Origin of the sequence: Paenibacillus sp. Dod16 (assembly GCF_049893405.1) — a bacterium.
Classification (GTDB): domain Bacteria; phylum Bacillota; class Bacilli; order Paenibacillales; family Paenibacillaceae; genus Paenibacillus_AQ.
On the sequence record NZ_JBNDYG010000006.1, the window covers coordinates 13,428 to 33,939 of the forward strand.

The following is a 20,512-nucleotide window of genomic DNA, read 5'->3' on the forward strand; positions in this document are numbered from 1 at the left end:
ATGGCAGGTGGAACATGGGAAAGCACAAATAAACCGGTACTTCCAGGTTTGTATATGAATTTCAAGGCGGCCGCCGCGTCGTCTATCCAAGGCGGATCCCGCGGTACGGTTGTCGTACCCGTTAAAGCCAATTGGGGACCGGTGCGGGAGTTCGTGGAGATCGGCAGCGAGTCCGCGATTTCCGAGCTGTACTCAAGGGATAGCCAGGATGGAGCTACGGCTTACGAAACGCTCTATCTGGCCTTGCTTGGCGGGCCGAAGAAACTGCTGGCTTATCGCCTGGCAGATAACACCGCGGCAGCGGCTAGCGTAACGCTGCAAAATGCGGAAGCTACGCCTTCTGACGTGTTGAAGCTGCAGGCCAAATATCCGGGCAGTCGTGGCAACGGCTTCTCCGTAACCGTGCAGCCGTCGCTGATCGACCCGGCCGCACGCGAGCTTCGCCTCTATGAAGGCGCCAAACTGCTTGGCACTTATACAAGCCTGGACGGGACAGCAGCGTCGATTGCGGCGCAGATCAATGAAGACGATGAGAATCTCTGGGTAACGGCTACCGCACTAGAGGCGGCCGGCGTTCCTGCCGATGTGAACGGAGCTGTGTTGTCCGGAGGCAAGAGCGGCAACGGCGGACTGACGAATGCAGATTATATCGAAATGCAGGATGCGGTCGAAGGCCAGGAATTCAACGTACTTGCCCTGGACTATGCTGCGGATATGGCTCTGCTGCAGAGCTTTGCGGCCTGGGTGAAGCGTCTTCGTCAAGAAGGACGCGGCGTGATGGCCGTAATCGGCGGAAGCGCGGCGGACGATACCTCCAAGGATGCAGCCAAACTGGCGGCGGCCCGTTCGCTTGCATTGAACCATGAAGGGATTATCAATGTAGGTACGGGCGTGCGTCTGTCCGGCGTGAACTACAGTTCTGCCCAGACGGCTGCTTATGTGGCCGGGCTTATTGCCGGTCAACGCTTGAACCAATCCGCTACATACGCGGTAACTCCATTCGAGGATGTGACCCGCCGCTGGACGCGTTCCGAGCAGGAGCAGGCCGTACGTAATGGCGTGTTCGTGCTGTTTTACGACGGACGTCAGGTGAAGGCGCTGCGCGGCATCAACACGTTGGTGAATCCGGCGGAAGGCCAGAACAATGCCTGGAAAAAAATCCGTTCCATCCGCGTGATGGACGCGATCCATGCGGATTTGCAGCTGGCAGCGGAGCAGACCTACATCGGCAAGGTGAACAATACGGAGGAAGGCCGTCTGGCGCTGATCGGTGCCGTAAAGGAATATCTCGCTTCGTTGTCGCTGAGCAATGTCATCGAGCCGGACGGCTATGACGTCATTCTCGATCCAGCGTACTATGGCGATTCCGCCGTGAACACGCCGGAGGCGGATCAGGTCTTCCTGCAGTGGAACGTGAAGCTGACCGATGTGATGGAGCAGCTGTTCGGTACATTTTACGTGCAATAACTAGAACGCCGATCAGCGTAAGCGTATTTAAGATGAGACGGACTGCCCGAAGAGGGCTTTTTTTAAGAAAAAACTTAAAGAAATCGAGGAGGAATTTAACATGTTGGATGCTTCAAGAGTCATTATGGGGACATACGGCCAGGCGTATATTGACGGGGTTTGGCAGACGCACATCAACAAGCTGGAAGCCAGCGTGGAATTGGAGAAGCGCGAGCTGAAGCTGGTCGGCAACGACTGGACGGTACACAAAAACGGCAGCAAAAAAGGAACCGGCACGATGACTGGTTACAAGGTTACTTCCGATATGATCTCCCGCGGCTTCACCAAATTCGATATCATCTCCAAGCTGGATGATCCCGAATCCTATGGTCATGAGCGCGTTCGCCTGATCCGCTGCATGCCGGACAAAATCCAGCTGGCCAACTGGACAGCCGGTGAGGAAGTGCAGGAGGAAACTTCATTTACCTTCGAGGGGTACGAGCTGTTGGACCCGATTCAGGGGGATTAAGAGGTTTCTTGTTATCAAGGTCAAGTGCGGCCTAAAGCGGGGGTTCGCCCGGTAAGGAATGCCTGATTCGGGCGGGCGTCGCCCGCTGCAAATAGGAAGATGAGATCTATTATTTTATGAGTAAAGGAGATTTACGCATGAGCTTGCACGAGAATATGAGCGAAGAGCAAATTTTGGACAGTCTGTTTGAGGCAGCCGAGAAGCTGCCAGAGGAAACGGTACGCATTAAGCGTTTGGATATGAAGATGGTGCTGCAGGGTTTGACTTCGAGCAAGGTCGACAGCATCCGCGAGCGCTGTACCGTTCGCCGTACGATAAAGGGTGCGGTGGATGAGAAGGTGGATACGGAGACATTTAATGCATTGCTAATTTCCGAGGCCACGAGCAGTCTGTCGGTAAAGGGTTTGACGCTTAGCGGCTGGGGCGATCCGCGGATTACAAGCCGCTTGAAGCTGTCGGGCGGAGAGCAGGCAGTTCGCCGCATGCTGCTGGCCGGAGAGCTGGATGCCGTTGGCGATAAAGTGCTGGAGCTGTCCGGCTTCGGAGTTGAGATTGCTGATCTAAAAAACTGATCGGCTCCGGGGGAATGACGACGATGCTGTATCATCTGTGGGTCCGGCATCACCTTCGTCCCGGAGATTTTTGGCGGCTCCCGCGAGGCGAGCGCCTGCTGCTGCTCGCTTTCTCCCAGGAGGAGATCGAGGGCATGGCCGGTCAGAGTTTGAAGTGAACAGGAGGTGAAATGAAATGGCTGAAGGCATGAACTATCGTATGAATCTGGTCATCGATCCGAAAAACGTGATCAAGGCCAACCGCGAGCTGCGGGCGATGGAGCGTTATTTTGAGCGGATCCAGGGACGCGTCATGCGAATCGGACGTACCCGCATGGCACCTGAAATCGTGCTGAAGGACAGCGCCTCGAAGGGGCTGGACAACCTGCTCGCCAAAATGCGGCGGGTGAAGTCCCAAGTGATCCAGGCATCGGCAAATGTGAAGCTGAACGTGCAGAAGCAGATTGATACGAATCTAAATCTGAGCGTGCAGAAGCAGATCGAGGCGAGCGTTCAGGTGGATTTGCGGGCGGCCGGGCTTGATTTTTCTCCATTGACCGATGCGTTGACGGCGAATACGGAGGCAGTGGATAAGCTTACGGCTGCGCTTGGGTCGCTTCAGCTTGGAGGCGGTGGGAGCGGTAAAAAATCGGGTTTGGATACGGCTATAGGCATTTTAGGATTTGTAACCACCGCTGGCGCAACTATGCGAGCCGGGGGGCAACTGAAAGGTAAATTCAAAGGCGCTAAAGAGGCTGTCTCTGGGAATAAACCTGTCGAGAATAAGCCCGCCGAGGTCAACAAGGGTCGAATCGTTCGACCTGGACAAAGAGGCAAAAAAGCCAATCAAAATACGGCTGCTGCCGCCAAGACTGAACAAGTGGAGAAGCCTGTAACGAAGTGGGGCAAATTTCTTAACAGATCTGATAAAGTGGGTGACCTTGTAGAAACCGCTGGTACGCTTGCAAAAGGACCGCTGGAATTGCTCAAGGGTGCCATGGATATGACCAAGGGGATGTTTGGTGGCGGCGGTGCCAGCGGCATCGTTTCCGGAGGTGCGGCAAGCGCTGTTAAGACCGGTGCAGGATCAGATGCAGTAAAACAGGCAGCTGACGGTAGCGCTGGAGCAAGTGCGGTGAAAAATGCAGGCAAAAGCGGCCTAGGCTCCGGCTTGATGAAAGGGCTTGGCAAACGGATCCTCGGCCCATTGAGTTATATAGCCGATGCGACCGCAATTGCCTCAGCCAAGCCTGGGAAAGAACGAAACCAAGCTATAGGCTCTGCCGTCGGCGGAGGCATCGGAAGCACGATCGGCGGCATCGTCGGCTCCGTGATCCCGGTTGCAGGCACGATGATCGGCTCAACGCTCGGCGGCACCGTAGGAAGCTTTATAGGCGAGAAGGTGGGCGGTGCCATTACCGGTGTCAGCGAACAGTTTAAAGAAGGCAAGGAGAAGGTGTCGAAATGGTTCTCCAAGACGTTTTCCTTCGGGAAAAAAGACAAGGAAGCTGCTCAACCGAAGGATGTTCCAAAGGGACCACCCTCTAGTGCGGCTGCCCTTCCGGCTCCCATCATTCCGAAACCAGCGCCGAATGATTTCAGCAAGCCTCTGCTGCCGAATCCAGCATTGAACCCGACATACGGCCCGTATGTGCCACCTAGCCATTCTTCAAGCAGTGGATCTTTTGGTCCACCCGCGAGTGCAGCGCAAAACCAAGCTTTTGCAGGGAAGCCAACCTCCCCGCAATCTGTTCAGATCAGTCCGGAGCAGATGAGCACGATATCCGGCTTGCTGATGGACTTTAAAACGGAGACAACCGTGAATTACAATCTTCCTCCAGGCGCGGTGCAGGTAACGGTGCATGAGGAACACCCGATCGATGTGGAAGGATTGATTCTTCTGATCGGGCAGCGGCTGAGAGCCGAATTCAGCAAAGCGGCGCAGAACCGGAAACCGACTCCGATGGCCTATTGAAGATGATGGTTAACAGCAGGCATGAAGTCGGTCCGAAGGCATCCATATAGAAAGGAGGGGGCCAAGGTGGAGTTTCTTTTGAAGAACGGAAAAGGCATGACGTTCCTATTTCCAGTGAATCCCGAAGAGGTGACCATTTCACGCCAAAAGGGACTGGAAACGGCTACGATTCTCAACTATGGGGAATTTGATTTTCCGCAAGGCAATCGGATCAAGGAGATATCGTTCTCTTCATTTTTCCCACAAGAGTATGATGCAGCTTATTGCAAAGGAGAAGAGAAGGATCATATTAAACCGCAAACCGCGATGAATAAACTTAACGAGTTTTTGACGTATAAAACGCCCCTGCAATTCGTCATTACCGAGACGGCAGTGAACGTACCGGTGTACATCGCCTCCCATCAGTCCACGTTCCGAGGCGGGGAGATCGGGGATGTGTATTTTGACATCACGCTTCGGACATGGAGCGACATGAAGGTGGCCAAAACGGTTGGCAGCAGCGGGGCATCTGGAACGAATAAAAAGCCCCGGGCCGACATGAAGGAGAAGAACAAGACGTACATCGTGAAGTCAGGGGACTCACTCTCCAAAATCGCCAAGCTGGAGCTCGGGGACAGCTCGAAATGGAACCAGATCTACAAGCTGAATCAGAAAATGATCGGTAAAGATCCGAACGCCATCAAGCCTGGCCAAAAGCTGGTGCTGTCATGAGTTACAAGGTGATTTTGCAGGATCAATACGATTTATCTCCTTTGGTGGAAGCGATCAGTCTACGGGATTCGCTTGAGCAAGTCGCTTATCAGGGAACGGTCAATCTGGTCGTAACGCCGGATATGCCGCCAATCTCGCCGGGAATGGCGATCCGGATCAGCGGGATACCTTATGGTAAAAAGGATTATGTCCCCCTGCTGCACCCGGCTGTCGTGTGGGAAGTGGAAACCTCGAATAACGGGGTGAAGCGGATGACCCTTACATTGTACGATCGGACGGTATATCTGGACAAATCGGAGGATGAATATCTGTTCCCGGCAAAGCAGACGGCTACCCAGCGCTTCAAAAAGTACGCGGCGGACTGGAACCTGAAAATTGCGGTTTTGCCCGATACCGAGAAGCAGCTGGGGCGTTCCGTTTACCGGACCCAGTCGATCTACGCGAGCATGTTCGCTGATCTGCGGGAGACGGCCAAAGCCGGCGGCAAGCTGTATCATCCGCGGATGATTGCTTCAGGGCTTGAGCTGTATGAGTTAGGAACGAACAAAGAGGTATACATCCTGGAGGCTATCACGGATACTACACAATCGCGGACGTTGGAGGGTGCGGCAACTAAGGTCAAGGTGCTGGCGACAGCCGCAAGCGAGACCGGAAAAGAGGTTCCTTCCAAGGTGATGGCCATCGAGGAGAAGGATATCGCCAAATACGGACAACTCCAGGCTATTATTCAGGATGATGAGGTGAAGTCGCCTGCGGCAGCTCGCCAGCTGGCCCGGAGCAAACTGAGGGGGATTCGGGAGACCATCTCCCTCAATGCCCCCGATATCAATACAATCCGCGCCGGAGATGCGGTCATGCTGGGCTCGATGAAGCTGCTCGTGATTTCCGTCAGCCGGGAGCTGGGTAGTCCCGGAAGCATGATGCTGGAGCTGGGGAGTTATGACGATGTAAAAAGGAGGTTTTACCTTGAATAAAGACCCCTATGGACAATTGGCGTCCTCCTTATACGCCTCAATGAACAAGCAAACCCGTCAAGCCATGGGCGGCGTAGGGGCCGTGCTTGGCACGATAACTTCGACGGGACTCAAGCTGGATGATTTCAGGCATGAGCTTCAGGACTATATGGTAGCGGAGCTGCCGGGAATGCTCTCCCTGCCCCGTTATACGGCTAAGGGCACCGTGACTTTGGGGGGCCAACAGCAGGATATGACATTTGATGCCGAAGAGAACGAAGTTGAAGATACCCTTTTTGAATTGAGAAAAGGCTTGAAACCGGGGGACCGCGTGCTCGCCGTTCGGGTCAACAGCGGCAATGACGTGGTGGTCGTGTGTAAGGTGGTGAGCAGTGGTGGCTAATTTATTCCCGGAAGGCGATGACATGATCTGGACGGATACGACCGACCCGGAGGTACTGGAAGGGGACGGGGCTGTTTTTGGGCGGAGCTGGCGGTATGATTTTGAAGCCGGCGAGTTCGTAATGTCCCCGACCCGGAAGATTCCGGTTGCGGACGAGAAGGAAGCCTGGGTCATCTGGTGCGAAAAAGCGATCCGTACGCCGCGTTACCGCCATTTGATCTATACGCGAGATTACGGCAGCGAGTTGGAAGAACTGGTCGGCAAGGGCTATGACCGATCTCTGCAAGAGAGCGAGATTCAGCGCATGGTGACCGAGACACTGCTCGCGGACGCTCGGACGGAGAGCGTGGATCAGTTCCTTTTTGCCTGGGAAGGAGAAGCTTGCCGTTTCAGCTGCCGCATTACGAGTGTCCGGGATGAGACGGAAATTATAGAAAGCGTGGTGATCTGATGGCAGATTTGCCGTTGTATTTGTTGGATCAGACGGAAGAAAACATTATGAACCGCATGCTGAACAAAGTGCCTTCGGACGTCGACAAGTCGGAGGGCTCTTTTATTTGGGATGCGCAGGCGCCGGTCGCGTTTATGCTGTCCGAAGCAGCTTTGTGGGCACAGGAGCTGCTGCGTCGAGGCTTTGCAAGCACCGTGGCAAGCGATCATCCGGATATCCGTTCCGCCGAACTCGAGCTGAGGACGGCAGAGCATGGCATTACCCGGAGGGAAGCGGTCGCTTCATCCGGTAGCGTTCTGTTTACGGGGAAGCCGGGGACGACAGTGCCTGCCGGAACCTATGTCGCTACACCAGCCGATGAGGGCTCCGGGGAATCCTCAGTGGAGTATGTGACCACATCAGGCGTTACGCTGAGTGACTTGGGTACCGGCACGGCGCCGATTCGAGCCGTCATGCCGGGCAGTAGCGGCAATGTTCCTGCAGGCGTCATTCAGCTCATGATGACGTCGGTCAGCGGCGTAACATCGGTTACGAACCCGGAACCGACCCGGAGCGGGACGGATACCGAAAGCGATCAGTCGCTCCTGGAGCGTTTTTACGCGAAAGTCCGAAGTCAGGGAACGAGCGGCAACAAAGCGCAGTACATGCAGTGGGCCAATGAGATTGCCGGCGTTGGCGGCGTGGAAGTGGCGCCGTTGTGGAAAGGACCCGGTACCGTTGGACTGTATCTCATAGATACGGACAAGCGTGCGGCAAGCCAGGATATCGTGAATGCCGTTCAGCAGTACATTGACCCGTCCCAGGATGGACAGGGCGAAGGGGTTGCCCCGGCCGGTCCGGTTATCACGGTGATGCCTGCCGCGGAAGTGGCGATTGATATCTCCGTCAAAGTGCAGCGTACGCAGGAGCAGCCTTCGACGATGGAAGAAATCCGGAAGCTGATCGAGGACGGTGTCCGGACGTATTTACAGCAGATCGCTTTTAACCGGAAAGACCCTTTGGTGAGGTATACGCGGATTGCCGCCGTATTGCTGGATATTCCAATTATCGTCGACTACTCGGATTTGACGATTAACGGCCACACCGAGCAGCAAAATATCGAAATTGGCTCCGGTCAGGTAGCGGTGCTCGGGACGGTGAGCGTAAGTGAATAATGCCCGAATGAACAGCTTGCGCGGTCGCGAGCTGTTTTCTTATCTTCCGGCCTATTACGAGACCTCCCGCGTTATGCAATCCGACATGGATGCTAAGGGAAGCGAGTTGGACGCGCTCTACCAAGCGCTGAATTCTGCCGCAGACCAGTTCTTCGTCCGTACAGCCACCTGGGGCCTGGAGCGCTGGGAGATGGAGCTTGGCATTCCCACCGACCGAAACAAACCGATCGAGCAGCGGCGGGCGGTGCTGGAGTCCAAGCTGCGCGGAGCGGGAACCTTCTCGGGAGCGCTCGTGAAAAACGTGGCTGAAGCGTACGATCGGGGAGCTGTGGAGGTATCCTTCAAGCCAGGAGAATGGGGCTTTACCGTAAAGTATGTGGATACGCTAGGCATTCCGCCGAATTTAAGCGATCTAAAATCGGCCATCGAGGAGATTAAGCCTGCGCATCTGGCGGTTGATTATGCGCTACGTTATCTTACCATAGCCGAGGTTGAAGGCATGACCTTTGAGGAAATATCAGCAACGACACAAGACAGATTATTGGGAGGAGGAGCCTAAATGACGAATCCGGTTACACAGAATATCGGATTGAATAAAATTGATCGAACCTCGCCGTCTACGACATACTTTGATCTGGAGAAATATATTGATCAGAACGCGGATGCTGTAGATCGGTTCGCGGGTGAAACCAGCGAGGCCATCGACGCATTGGAAAAGCGTCTGGACACGGAGAAGCGAAGGGAAGTTGTGCTGCAACCGGGGCTTCAGATCGTGAACGTGGAGCGGAGCGCGCCTTTTAAGTTGAGTGGGATTAAAGGGCGGACGTTGGTGAATTTGTTGGGGCGGGATGGAGATTGTGAGAGTATCAGCGGATGGACGCATAACACGTCGACTATATCCATTGACGTAAGCAACAAAGTCTACGGTTCTAACAGTCTGAAAGTAACAGTTATAAGTGGAGGAAACGGTCAGGGGACTGGCTACCGACAAATAGCCCATCTTATAGACAGATCTAAATATTATGTTGCCGTCGTAGATGTAAAATCGGCAATGGGAGCAGAATCAAGATTGGTTTTGGAAATCTCTGGAAAAATCAACGTTGATGGAACGCCAGTCACGGATACAGAAAAGTTTACCCCTTCCTTTTTGGGAATAAAACCGTCTGATATTGAGGGGACAGGTAATCTCGTATTACATGGACTCATTAGAGGATCAGTGGGGGACGTATCCTACTTTGACGGATTCCGGATCTATGAAATTACACAATCAGAGTATAATAAACTCGGAGCAATGACAGCTGCTCAAGTAGCCGCCAAATATCCATACGTCGATAGCGTCCAACCTGTACGAAGTCCGTATGCGATCCGACACGGGGAGAATCTGTTACCGCCGTTTTATGAAGCGTCTTTTGCAGGTCCTCTGGCTGGTTTCCCGTATGTTGAATCTCCTTATGAAGGTAGAGTTAATGCTGCAGGTGTCAATGTTGGATTTCAATATTGGATTCCGTGTGTACCTAACACAGAGTATACATTAACGGTAGAAAATGACGGGCTCATAGCCTTACAGGATATGGACAAAGATAAAGTCCTTATCAACAATAACGGCGGATTTCTAAATGCTCAGCGTGCCTCTATCGTAACCGCAAATAATGCGGCATATTTGCATATCTTAATGTCTTCCGGGCCAAAAGGTGCAGGGACCTATACCTTTAAAAATCCTATGCTTACGATAGGCACCGAATTTAAACGGTTCAAACCACGCAATGATTCCATGCTCGCGCTGCAAACGGACTTATTCGCCGATCCGTCGACAGGTACGAATGCTGACGAAGTGTTCGAGAAGGACTGGAAGTATTTCAAGCTGACGAAGTGGGGGAAAGCTACTTTAACCGACAACTTTAATTATGTCGGAGTCAGTGGAGTGGGGGCTGGATGGAAACAGACTTACTTTGATTTACCTAGTAAAACAGCTGGACCGTATTCTGAAATAATCGTAAAACATGACGGCAAAATACTCCAATCGATTCAGATCACCGACGGCCCTGACATTGGTGCTATTGATTCAGGAAACGCAAAGCGTTGTTATATTTCCTTTTCCAACGCAGACACTGGATGGGGTGACAACTATACGCCGACAACTGACGAGATTAAGGCATATTTCATGGGCTGGAAAATGTACTTTGGCGGACAGGCTGATGTGAGCCAGCCATATAACGGTACGGGAAGCAAGGCATGGTGCCCTTTAGACTCAATGTATTCATCGGGTAGCTTAACATATGCCACACATTACACAAGTACCCTTCCGACGGCATCAACAACAACGTTATCATATTCCAGATACACACAATGGACGCCATACAAACTAATATACCAACTCGCAACGCCAACAATCGAACCTATCGTATCCGAAGGTATGCTGACGTTTAATGAGGGCGACAATCAGATCGAGGTAGGGTCGGGAATTGTGATTCGTGAAAGTGTGGTTCCTCAACGGACTGGTGATGCACATGTGATAAACGATATCAACTTGCCGGGTTCGATTCTGAATCACAAAGTAGAAAGGTTTCTGAACGTTTATAAAAACGGATACCGCGATCAGTGGGAGTATAGAAGTAATGTAGCTTACGGAAGCGAGCGGCGGGTAAAATATGACAGTCACGATATAACAGCCGCCTATTCCGTCACTTACCTGATGCTAGACAAGTCGCCTTTCGTTCCCTTCCCCGGATCGTATGCGGTGAACGAAAAGTCGATACTCCAAGAGTTGACAGACGCCGTTCATCAAAACGCAACCGTTGTATCAGTGCTGATGAATAAGAAGGCAGATAAAGACATACCGGGATGGATTACACCAACATTATTAAATGGCTGGAAGCGCTATAATTTGGAACTTCCTGTTAGATATAAAAAACAAAACGGAATAATTTATATTTCCGGTCGAGTTTCAGATGGGGCAGTCGGATATACAACGAAACATTCCATTTTCATTTTACCTGCAGGATTCAGACCAATCAAAACAATGTATACCACAGTTAATGATGCTTCATATAATTCAAGGTATGTTGCTATTAATCCAGATGGCTATGTAAACATAGAAACTGGCGGGAATATCAATATAAATCTTGATGGGATTTCATTTCCAGCCGAACAATAAAGGAGGTATCACATGAAAGCAGCACCCATAGTAAATATAGACGGCCTCTATTTAGAGGACACGTTAGTGGACGATACCTTTTCTGGTGTCGTCCCTTTTTATTCCAACATGCATCATGGAATATTAGATGTACTAACGACAACAGAAAACGTAACTCAACCAGAAGGCGAAGCACCCAACGATTCTGAATCCAACATCTCCGGCTACATCATCGGCATCCCGGTGCCTCCCGGCTTGTTCCGCCCATGTTTTGATCTTGCATCCTGGAATGCATACGAATCTGCCGTAAGCGCTGCTCAGAATTCTTATCACGAAGCTCTATCAGATTGGCAGGCACTTCCCAAAGAGCTGCGCGGCGACATGCCGGTTCGGGAGACACCGCTTCAACCAGCTCTTTGGATCGAAGGTCTAACCCCAGAAGAAATCGAGGAGCTAACCAAACCTCAACCTGAAGAACCCACTGAAGTCGATCGCATAGGCACTGAGATGGTTGCACGGGAACTCGAGGTTATAGAGTTGCGTCAGCAAAATGAGGCGCAGGGCGCTCAAATTGTAGGGCTTGAATTGCGGTTGTTGTCATTAGAAAATAGCTGATCGAAAGGAGCGGTAGACGATGTTCGAGAACGATTTTGAACGATTGAAGTACTACTATGAAAAGAAATGGGCACAGAAGTCTCAATTGAGGCAGTATGTTGCGTTTGGCGTAATCACCTCGGATGAATATGAAGTCATCACTGGCGAGGCATACTAAACGCTGCTTAGAATGGCCTTACATGAAAAGAAGCTTCAACGGAGAAGGCGGAATCATGCTGGAGAAGCGAAGCGGTCGCCTTTGTCCACGGATTTTAACCCTATCCATAAGTTCTCAGGAAAATCCGGGGGCAACAGCGATCGTAAGCATGATCCGCAGGCGAAGTGATGTACATGCTAAAAAGGTTTATCTCTTGCTTAAAGCAACTATGAATAACTTCAATCCAAGCCCTCGGCTCCCCGAGGGCTTTTTCACACCTTCAAAACCATATAAAAGGAGGAGCAATTATGTATGAGCACATCGGTCAGCTGTTTAAGATGCTGGTGGCGGGGACGGGGGCCGTGACAGGGTACGTCTGGGGCGGATGGTCGCTGCCGCTGCATCTGTTGTTGTGGTTCGTGGTGATCGATTGGTTGACCGGATGGGGCGCGGCCTGGATGAACGGCGAGCTGCGCAGCCGTATTGGTTATACTGGAATTGCACGCAAAATGACCATTTTTCTCATCATCGCCCTGATGCATCTGGTGGACCGGGTGCTGGGAGAGATGAATTATTTTCAGAATACGGTGATCTTCTTCTATCTCGCGAATGAGCTGCTGTCTATTATTGAGAACGTGGGAAGAATGGGGGTACCGATCCCCCAGTCCCTGCGTAATGTGGTACAGGTATTCCAGATCAAATCCGAAGAAGGGGATAAGCCAACCGCACGAAAGGAGGAAAAAAAGGATGAAACCCTCTGAATTTATAGCCAAGCTGGCACCTATAGCCACCCAGGATATGCGCCAGTACGGGGTGCCTGCTTCGCTTACGCTCGCTCAGGCAATTTTGGAATCCAATTGGGGAATGAGCGGTTTAACGCAAAAAGCGAACAATCTGTTTGGCATCAAAGGAACCGGTCCGGCGGGAAGCGTCACCATGCAGACAACCGAATACCGGGGGCAGACACCCTATACGACCAATGCCCAGTTTCGTAAGTATAACAGCTGGAGTGAATCGGTTGCCGATCATACCCGACTGATCCTAAACGGCACGCGAGATAAGCCACAGCGTTACCATGGCGTATTGTGGGCGGATTATAAAACGGCGGCGACGGAGATTTGGAGAGGGGGCTATGCCACAGACCCCAATTATCCGAAAAAACTCATCGCCTTAATGGAGCAGAATTTGCTCCATCAATATGATTTGCTTAATCCAGAGGAGGAGGAACGCATGAAAATTGAACAATTGACGGCCGAGCTGCAAAAAACACAAGAGCAGATGCAGCAGCTTAGCAAGCAATATGCTTCTGCTATGAAATTGTTAGAGGAGCAGAGCAATGCCATGAAGCAGTTGAACACAAGGCTCAAGGCCGTAGAGACGGAGAAACCAGCTAAAGTTCCAGCTTGGGCAGAACCGGCAGTACAAGCTGCACAGCAGGCAGAAGTATTGCATGATCCTGAGGGCAGTTTTGATTTTTATCGAATCATGACCGTGCTGCACCGTTTGGGGTTTTTCGATAGACCGAGTAAGTGAATCGAGAATATAACGTGCAAACTGCTCTCTCAGGTCACATCTATATAATGAAGCGTTATTTTGAACAATAAAGCTGCCCAACCGTAATAAGACGGTATGGGCAGCTTTTGTTGTATGGGTAGATATATATCAGTTAGTGTTTTACTAGCAGATTCGGTTATTCATTTCCCGGAATCGTTTGATATTAGTGAATTCGAACATTCCTTACCCTTCCGACGAATGTCATGCTTGATTGTTCGATGAATTCCTGTCCGTGCATTCACCTTAATAATAATTCACTACGTAAACGTAGAATAACATGCTCCTCCTCGTGAGTTCCTTAACATACAACTTAGCTCACTTCACCCTCACCGTCCCCATCGCCTGCGCTTGATTCCCCGCTTGGTCCGTCACAGTATAAGTCACGGTGTAGATTCGGCTTTGGCCACGCTCCGATTTCTCTGACCGCAGCCGGAAATGGGTATCATAGGTACCGAACTCGGCATCTTGTATATCCGGTCCCCGGTCGCCACCATCGCCTCGATTGTTTTTGCTTTCACTTTTACCGGTTTCCTTATCTCTCCCGTCCAAATTCTCCTGTATATCCCAGCTATGCCCCTTGCCGCCCGCACTCTCCACGGTAATAGAGGTAAGCACGACTGATGCAACGCCAGAGCCTACATCGCTAGATTCGAGGTCAGCGCGAATATCGACCATTTTGTGGTTCGGCGCCTTTAGTACGGAAGGCGAGAGCGTAACCGTAAGCACCGGGGCGATTTTATCGATGTTTGATACGGTGGCTGTTATGGTGTCTTCGTTGCCGTCCTCATCCACATATTCGAAGGTAAATGAACCATTCTCGGTAAATTTGTAAGTTGGAGATCCACCGTTATTGATGACGGTAATTGGACTATTCGAGACTAAGGCTGCAATAACATCTCCATTCGTCGTGGCTGTCGTGCTGTACTCCAAACCCACGGTGAGATCGATATACGTGACGTCAGGAGCCGCCGTAAAGTTCTCGCCTATGTTATCCAGCGTATTGCCGCTTAGCTTGATATTCTTACCTGCCTTAAGCTGAATCCCGTTGCTGTTCCCGGTGATGGTGTTGTTCAGAATCTGCACGTTCTCCGGGTCTCCGGCTCCGATGCCGCCCGCGTTGGTGTCCCCGTTGTCGTGCTCAAGCAGGATGCCCCAATAATGCTCGGCGGTGTTCTGGCGGATTGTGTTGCCCTTGATGATTGTGCCCGGCCCGTTCAAAATGTTGATACCGGAGGCGTCCGGAATGTCGACGGTATTCTCGATCCGGTTGTTCTCAATAATGGTATCCGGCGATCCCATCGATACGACGATGCCTTCCCGCGCATTGCGGATCGTGTTGTCGTGGATATAGTTTTGCGGGCCGGATTTGCTGTGATTGGTCGGTGCGGTTCCCCCGGTATTTCCGATGCCGATGCCGCCGCCATACGGCATGTCGGTGATCAGGTTATTGTGAATCTCGTTAAAATACTCCAGTTCCCCATGCAGATCAATCGCATCTAACCGGACTTGGTTGAATTCATTGCGCCGGATCACGTTGTTATGGGCCACATACTGTATGAGCGCGCCGTGACGCAGATAAGGCCCCTCGAAGGAAGAGTCCTCGACCAGATTCCACCTGGTATCATTAGCAAACCCATTGCGGTCGACCTTCGGCACGCCCTGAATGGATACGCCGTACCCGGCACCGCCCGGTCCAAGGTCCGTAGCATTTCGGAACGTGGTGTTTCGGACAACGATATCATGGCTGTTCTCGATGCGGACGCCCATGCGGCTGAATTTTTCGATCGTTACGCCGTCGATCGTGATGTTGTACGATGGCGTCTCGCCATAATTAGCGGCAATGATCATCATGTCCGGACCGCCGGCATCCGGGTTGTTGATTCTGTGATCGGTCGTATATTGACCTTCCCAAGCGGAAGTCAGCGTCAGGTTGGAGATGGTCAGATCATGCTGTTTGGCGGATCTCAGCATCGTGCTGTTCCGGACCTTGTTCAGCGAGGTCTTGAGGATCGCGCCGTTCTGGCTTTCCCCCCGTAAATTGACCTCCGATTTCAGTATCAGATTGGTCAGATCATCGGGAGTACTGTTTAAGTTGTACACGCCGTTCGGGAAAAACACCTCGTCTCCCGGGAGTGCTTCATCTATCGCTCGTTGAATTGCCGGTCGATCGTCCGAACCGTTATCCGACGGATCAGCCCCGTAGTCCACCACGTTCAACGTCCTTCCGGTAGCAACAAAAGCCTGATGCACCGGATGGTCGCTGCCGTCCGCATTTTTCATCCCTGGAGCGGTAAAAGGAACGGTACCCTCCGGCGGCTGCGGCACAAAATCCGGAATGATCGCCACGGGCGTATCCCCGTTAGCGAAAGGCGGATAGATATGGACCTCCGTCAGGCTCGTATAGGCACTGCCGTCCGAATTTCCGCGCCCGGTCAGCTTCACGTAACGTGCACTCGTGTCCGGAACGTTAAAAGGCTGCATCGCGGTGGTGGTTCCGCTGCTCGAACCGTTGAAAAGGGGAGACCAGGTCACGCCGTCATCTGAGATTTCGATATCGATCTCCGTAGCGCGAACGTCCCCTTTATAGAAGGCAATGCCCAGGTAACCGATGTCCCGGGCCTCGCCGAGATCGTACATGATCCACGGACCGTCGCCGGCGGCAGACCAGCGGGTGTACAAATTCTGGTCCAGGGTATTATCCTCGATGTTGCCGTCGCTGCCGCTTGCCGTGACGGAGGCCACAGGCCAAGGCGCTAAGGGAGCACTAAGCGTCGTAACTGATGACGTTAGCGGAACCGGACTGACGTTTCCGGCGGCATCCACGGCCTCGACCTTATAGCTGTACTCCGTGTGCGGAGACAGTCCTTCCGTTTCATAGCGGGTGATGTCGGAGCCCAACTCCGTTACTTTGACATCGTTTTGATAAACGTTATACTTCGCAACCAACTTGTTGTCTTCCGCCGAAGGCCATGCCAGGTGCACATAATCTTCGCCGATACTGCTGACGGACAGACGGCTTCCGTCCGGCCAGGACGGCGGCGTCGTATCCTGACTGGAATCCACCAACTCGCTTACGACCAACACAGGCCTTGGATTGCTGGAGCCGTTGGCTTCCTTGGTATAGATATTGACGCTGACACCGGTATGGGCCGCATCCGCAAGGAGAAAAGATACGCTGCCATTCGCAAGACGACTGCGGACATAGTCCGTCACATCGACGCTGTACACCTCCGGACGCCCGCTATTCTCGGCCTTTACCGTAAACGATCCAACATAAGCGGTCGGATCGAGGCTGTTCACGGGCGCATTGTTCCAGGTAAGATCGTTTTCGCTCCAAGCCGTGTCCTCGATTCCATAAAGGGAGAGTTCTAGATCCGTGTTGCTGGTGCCTTTTTTTGCAGCGACCTGAAATTCGTAGCGGTATTCCGGATCGCTCAGGGTGGAAGCATCGAATTTGAAATAGACAACTTTTTTGTTGGTTGTACCGGATGAAATGCTGAGAAGTCCGAAACTTGTGCCTGTAGCCGAGTTGATATTGGTATCAGGTTTGGAGCTGTCGATCAGGGCATCGTCTGTAGGGCCCAAACGGCCAACCTCAACGTGAACGCCCGGAGAGGGATCTGTAGGATCGGTCGGGTCCGTTGGATTGGTTGGATCTGTAGGATCCGTCGGATCTGTAGGATCCGTCGGATCAGGCGGCGTGTAGCCGTCCTTGTAGAGGATTGGCGTCGTTACCTCCAGATTCTTTACGTGCTGCTCCATAAAGGCCCAAGCTTCGGCATCCGCGATTGCCTTGGCTTCTCCGGTAAAACCGTGGCCCTGGCCGGGCACGATCTCAAAATCCACGACCGGCACTCCGGCATCGGTCAACTGATCGGCGAAGGTCACGCTGTCGGTATATGGGATGGTGGCGTCCGCGTCACCATGCCGAATCCAGAACGGCGGATCAACGGAAGAGGCGTACGTTCCGGGCATGGCAAGCCGTGCCTCAATCGGGACGGATAAGGCGTTATGCCCGCCGAGCAGCTTTGTGACCGAGCTGTAGCGGTCGGCAAAATCGGTCGTGAAATCGGCCGGTCCGTACCAATCCACTACGGCCTGCACCTTGGTGGAGTATTCCGGCCAGCCTCCTGCGCCTTCGATATCGGGCAGATGAACCGTATCTCCGGTATCCAGCGTAACCGTATCCTCCATGGTCAGGTCTCCGGTCGTTCCCAGCAGGGAAGCGAGATGCCCTCCCGCCGAAGTTCCCCAAACGCCGATACGACTCGGATCTATGTGGTACTGCTCGGCATGCGCGCGCAAATACCGGATAGCCAGCTTCACGTCTTGAATTTGGGCCGGGTAAGGCGCTTCTGGGGTTAGACGGTAGCTTAAGGATACGCCGATGTACCCGCGTTTAAGGACATAGTTGCAGATGCTTCCCAGGGCGTTTTTACGGTCGCCTTTATTCCAGCCTCCGCCGTGAATGTAAATCATGACCGGCATAGGCTCGGCTGGTGGCGTACTCGGAACGGCGATGGACGTATAGAGGTCCCGGTCGCCGGCTTTGCCGATCAAAACGTCCTCATAGAGGGTTACACCTTCTGGAGCAGGGTATGGGCCGGTTTCGGTCGGCGGGGGTTCAGGCACGGGATCGACCGCAGGCGGAATGCCTGGTATGGCCTGGCCCGACAGCGAGACGCTGTCGATGTACATATTCGCGTTCATCGGATCACCTACCCGGAACTGGATTCGCACGTTTGGATTGCTGCTTGCTTCCGGCGGCAGCGTCCAAGTCTTCAGCGTGTTGGATTCGCTGCGCGGCGCTTCGGGCGTTCCCGGGGCCAGTTTAAACTCCTCCAGCGTGCTCCAGGTCGCTCCGCCGTCACCGGACCACTCGGCCACAATACTTCCGCTGACATAGGATGAGGCTCTCGTATAATAGCTCAGCTTAATGTTGCCATACCCCGTCGTATTGACAGGCAGATAGACCGAGTCGGTTACATCGATCTTCATAAGGTTTGGCGTGGACGGCGCGCTGCTGGATACGGAGGTTTTGGCTTTGCTTCCGCCTTCTCCGGTCTGAACCCAGGGCAGGGGAACGACGACACCACCCGCGGTTCCGTAGCGCTCCGAATCAAAATTATCGGAGAAGAAGAGAATATCCGGCCCTTCTGGTTCCGGTAGGGGATCGGAATTCGATGCAAAAGATTCATCCGCAAGATCAACCCCTGCCGCAGGTTGTGCCGATACGGCCATAAGCTGCACTGGTGAAACCATGACGGTCATTACGATTAGAAGGCAGAGGATCAGGCATGAGATCCGGTTAAGTTGCTTTTTCAACATTTCATCCCTCGCTTTTCAATTTGTGATTGAAGCGTGTTTTAAAAAAACCGGAAGCATCCGTTTGACTGCTCCGGGATGGGATTAAGCTAGTGGATGTTAGGGGTGCATGTGGGTAAGGGAGAAGAAGGTGGCTTTGACATGATCGGATTGACCCGAGGTGGTATCCGATTTGTTTTGGTTGTAGACGCCGGCTTTGAAGTACAGATACTTATCGTTATAACCGCTAGGGAGGGTATGCGTCACGGTGGTGGCCGATCCGCCCTCAGGGGTTATTTTCACTGTCATAAGAAGCCCGGTCACCTTGATTTCATAGCTCCATTTCTGGCCAAGGGCAATGCCGTTTGCAGGATTTAGCTGGTTCGGTCCGCCGAGAATGTTCACCCAGGTGTTGTTGTTGTCCAGGTCATCGGTTCCAAAATAAACGGCACCCTTGCTGTCCGAAGGACGCTTGTGGTAATAGAGCCGTATCGGTTCGGTGCTTGGGCCATGGATTTGCCCGACCACGACGCGGCCGATTTTATCGGCTTCGTTCCCACTGACGGAGACATGATCCACGCGTAAGGTAGCATTCATCATTCCGTCCACGCCGCCTGCCTGGGATTTTATGGATGGGGAGGAGGTAGAGGTTACCCAATTATTGGCCCATGAGGAGGCGCTGTTCGTCGACGGATTCAGCATTTCACGAAGCTCGGAGCGGGTGTAGGTGCTGTTCGTGGTGGTCTCACCGATATTAGGCGATGTAAATACCATGCCGCCGGTGACGGGATCGGTATAGAACCAATCCGGATGCTCATACCCGCTGGCGAGTGCGCCGGCCGGAATCTCGGACGCGTCAGGCAGGGTGATTTTCCACTTGGTTAGGTCAAAGTTGCCCGAAGGGGGTTTAGCCGGGTCAAGGGTTCCGCCTCCTCCATCCGCAGTGCCTCCCCATATTTCGACCTCCGTATAACTGTTCCATTGGTTGGAAGTGTTGCCGTAGCCCACAATGCGTACATACCGGGCTTCCGCGACGGGGAGGGAGAAGGATTGCAGCTGGTTGTTTTGAGCGCTAGTGACAGCGTTCCGTGCTTGAAGCCAGTTGGAGCCATCAGATGAGGTTTGAATATCGAAGGTGAATGTACGCGAGTCTCCGTTGTAAAACGCGATCTTGACCAGCGAAACCGGTTTGACAGATCCTAGATCCAGCCTCAGCCAAGTGCCGTCGCCTTCGCCGGACCAGCGTGTGCTAAGACTGCCGTCCACCGCTTTCGTAGCATCGCAAGCACAGCGAGAGTCGTAGCTGCTTGCCGATGTGGAAGCCGAGTATTGGCTCTCTCCGGCAGCCAATCCGTGTCCTTCAAACAGAGGAGCAAACAGCATGGCTGCACTGAGTAGGCAAATCGTTATTTTTTTCGAAAAAGCATGCCTTCGTTTCACAGCAATCCCTCCCGTATAATGGTGCAACCCTTATGAAATATCATTTCCCTCCTTTCCGTTGCGCGCTTCAAGACAGGAATGACAGCGCTTACCTACCAACGTAGCAAGAATGTGCGCACAGGTCTTGTGTTAATCCTATAAGTGCTTGGCGTTTTTG

General features: G+C 52.7%; 18 protein-coding genes. 16 read left to right on the plus strand and 2 right to left on the minus strand.

The features are described from left to right. The 16 genes from ACPV3A_RS07170 (at position 1) to ACPV3A_RS07245 (ending at position 13,590) form a co-directional block, all read left to right on the plus strand. A complete protein-coding gene (locus tag ACPV3A_RS07170; protein ID WP_426198588.1) occupies positions 1–1,467 on the plus strand; it encodes a phage tail sheath family protein in 1,467 nt (488 codons plus the stop codon). 100 nt (positions 1,468–1,567) lie between these two features. Next, a complete protein-coding gene (locus ACPV3A_RS07175) occupies positions 1,568–1,975 on the plus strand; it encodes a phage tail tube protein (RefSeq protein ID WP_006212545.1) in 408 nt (135 codons plus the stop codon). Between the two features lie 137 nt (positions 1,976–2,112). After that, entirely contained in the window at positions 2,113–2,547 is a 435-nt protein-coding gene (locus ACPV3A_RS07180) for a phage tail assembly chaperone (protein WP_071222452.1), read from the plus strand. 23 nt (positions 2,548–2,570) lie between these two features. Next, on the plus strand, positions 2,571–2,705 hold the full coding sequence (locus ACPV3A_RS07185) for a hypothetical protein (RefSeq protein WP_015737373.1): 135 nt from the start codon (positions 2,571–2,573) through the stop codon (positions 2,703–2,705). Between the two features lie 17 nt (positions 2,706–2,722). Then, on the plus strand, positions 2,723–4,501 hold the full coding sequence (locus ACPV3A_RS07190) for a hypothetical protein (protein ID WP_426198591.1): 1,779 nt from the start codon (positions 2,723–2,725) through the stop codon (positions 4,499–4,501). Positions 4,502–4,567: 66 nt separating this feature from the next. Next, positions 4,568–5,212, plus strand: a complete 645-nt coding sequence (locus ACPV3A_RS07195) for a LysM peptidoglycan-binding domain-containing protein (protein WP_426198593.1) — start codon at positions 4,568–4,570, stop codon at positions 5,210–5,212. Continuing rightward, positions 5,209–6,186: an XkdQ/YqbQ family protein gene (locus tag ACPV3A_RS07200; protein ID WP_426198595.1), complete on the plus strand. Its 978-nt coding sequence runs from the start codon at positions 5,209–5,211 to the stop codon at positions 6,184–6,186. The genes ACPV3A_RS07195 and ACPV3A_RS07200 overlap by 4 nt, the downstream gene beginning before the upstream one ends. After that, positions 6,179–6,568 carry a hypothetical protein gene (locus ACPV3A_RS07205; protein WP_426198597.1) on the plus strand — a complete coding sequence of 130 codons (390 nt, stop codon included), beginning with the start codon at positions 6,179–6,181 and terminating at the stop codon, positions 6,566–6,568. The genes ACPV3A_RS07200 and ACPV3A_RS07205 overlap by 8 nt, the downstream gene beginning before the upstream one ends. Beyond that, entirely contained in the window at positions 6,561–7,019 is a 459-nt protein-coding gene (locus tag ACPV3A_RS07210; protein WP_213643286.1) for a DUF2634 domain-containing protein, read from the plus strand. Before ACPV3A_RS07205 ends, ACPV3A_RS07210 begins: the two co-directional genes overlap by 8 nt. After that, positions 7,019–8,173: a baseplate J/gp47 family protein gene (locus ACPV3A_RS07215; RefSeq protein ID WP_426198599.1), complete on the plus strand. Its 1,155-nt coding sequence runs from the start codon at positions 7,019–7,021 to the stop codon at positions 8,171–8,173. Before ACPV3A_RS07210 ends, ACPV3A_RS07215 begins: the two co-directional genes overlap by 1 nt. Positions 8,174–8,180: 7 nt before the next feature. Further along, positions 8,181–8,732 (plus strand): YmfQ family protein, encoded by a 552-nt coding sequence (locus ACPV3A_RS07220; protein ID WP_426198717.1) that lies wholly within the window; start codon positions 8,181–8,183, stop codon positions 8,730–8,732. Further along, positions 8,733–11,327, plus strand: a complete 2,595-nt coding sequence (locus ACPV3A_RS07225) for a hypothetical protein (protein ID WP_426198601.1) — start codon at positions 8,733–8,735, stop codon at positions 11,325–11,327. It abuts the gene before it with no gap. Positions 11,328–11,339: 12 nt separating this feature from the next. Next, entirely contained in the window at positions 11,340–11,921 is a 582-nt protein-coding gene (locus ACPV3A_RS07230; protein ID WP_426198603.1) for a hypothetical protein, read from the plus strand. A gap of 19 nt (positions 11,922–11,940) precedes the next feature. Further along, complete coding sequence (locus ACPV3A_RS07235; protein ID WP_082834244.1) at positions 11,941–12,078, plus strand: XkdX family protein; 138 nt, start codon at positions 11,941–11,943, stop codon at positions 12,076–12,078. A 287-nt stretch (positions 12,079–12,365) separates the two neighbouring features. Further along, positions 12,366–12,818, plus strand: coding sequence for a phage holin family protein (locus tag ACPV3A_RS07240; protein ID WP_098748788.1), 453 nt, complete (start codon positions 12,366–12,368; stop codon positions 12,816–12,818). Beyond that, positions 12,805–13,590: a glucosaminidase domain-containing protein gene (locus ACPV3A_RS07245; protein WP_426198605.1), complete on the plus strand. Its 786-nt coding sequence runs from the start codon at positions 12,805–12,807 to the stop codon at positions 13,588–13,590. The genes ACPV3A_RS07240 and ACPV3A_RS07245 overlap by 14 nt, the downstream gene beginning before the upstream one ends. 336 nt (positions 13,591–13,926) lie before the next feature. On the opposite strand, the gene ACPV3A_RS07250 is transcribed toward ACPV3A_RS07245, so the two are convergent. Both ACPV3A_RS07250 and ACPV3A_RS07255 read right to left on the minus strand, forming a co-directional pair. Continuing rightward, the gene (locus ACPV3A_RS07250) at positions 13,927–18,939 is read right to left on the minus strand and encodes a DUF7594 domain-containing protein (RefSeq protein WP_426198607.1); all 5,013 of its coding nucleotides are present in this window, start codon (positions 18,937–18,939) and stop codon (positions 13,927–13,929) included. Positions 18,940–19,035: 96 nt separating this feature from the next. After that, the gene (locus ACPV3A_RS07255) at positions 19,036–20,355 is read right to left on the minus strand and encodes a polysaccharide lyase family 7 protein (RefSeq protein WP_426198609.1); all 1,320 of its coding nucleotides are present in this window, start codon (positions 20,353–20,355) and stop codon (positions 19,036–19,038) included. Positions 20,356–20,512: the final 157 nt, after the last annotated feature.